The sequence below is a fragment of the Streptomyces sp. A012304 genome (assembly GCF_026008495.1).
Taxonomy (GTDB): Bacteria; Actinomycetota; Actinomycetes; order Streptomycetales; family Streptomycetaceae; genus Streptomyces.
Map to the genome: position 1 here is coordinate 145,133 of NZ_BQUN01000200.1, position 581 is coordinate 145,713.

Annotated in this window: 1 protein-coding gene; it reads right to left on the reverse strand. The window is 68.5% G+C overall.

The features are described 5' to 3' along the window. A partial coding sequence (locus ALMP_RS40640; protein ID WP_264937030.1) for an ABC transporter permease occupies positions 1 to 581 on the reverse strand: 581 nt, incomplete at both ends.

Sequence of the window (581 nt, forward strand, 5' to 3'; positions counted from 1 at the left end):
GAGGGTGACGGTGTCGACGGAGGAGAGGAACTGGGAGATGTGGAACTCGTCGAAGCTGGTGATGAAGGAGAAGATCGCTGCGGCGATCATGCCCGGCGCGGCCAGCGGGAAAGTGATCTTCCGGGCGATGGTGAGCCGGCCGGCGCCCATGCTGGCGGCGGCGTCCTCGAGGCGTTCGTCGATGCCGCGCAGGGTCGCGATCAGGATGAGGACCGCGATGGGTGAGGCGAGCACGGTGTGGCCGAGGGCGATGGCGAGCGGGCTGCCGAGCATCGCGGCCGGCTCGAAGAACAGGAACAGGCCGAGTGCGGTGACGATCTGGGGGATGACCAGCGGTCCGAGGACCAGGGCGAAGACGGCGGAGCGCAGGGGGAGTTCGCTGCGGGTCAGGGCGGTCGCCGCGGTCACCGCGATGATCAGGGAGAACACGGTGCTCAGGGCGGCGATCAGGGCGCTCAGGGAGAGCGCGGCGGGCCATTTGCTGCCGTCGGCGAACAGCGCCTTGTACCAGTTCAGGGTCCACGCCTCGGGCGGGAAGGCGGCGAAGGCGTTGTTGCTGAAGGAGGTGACGAGGATGACGA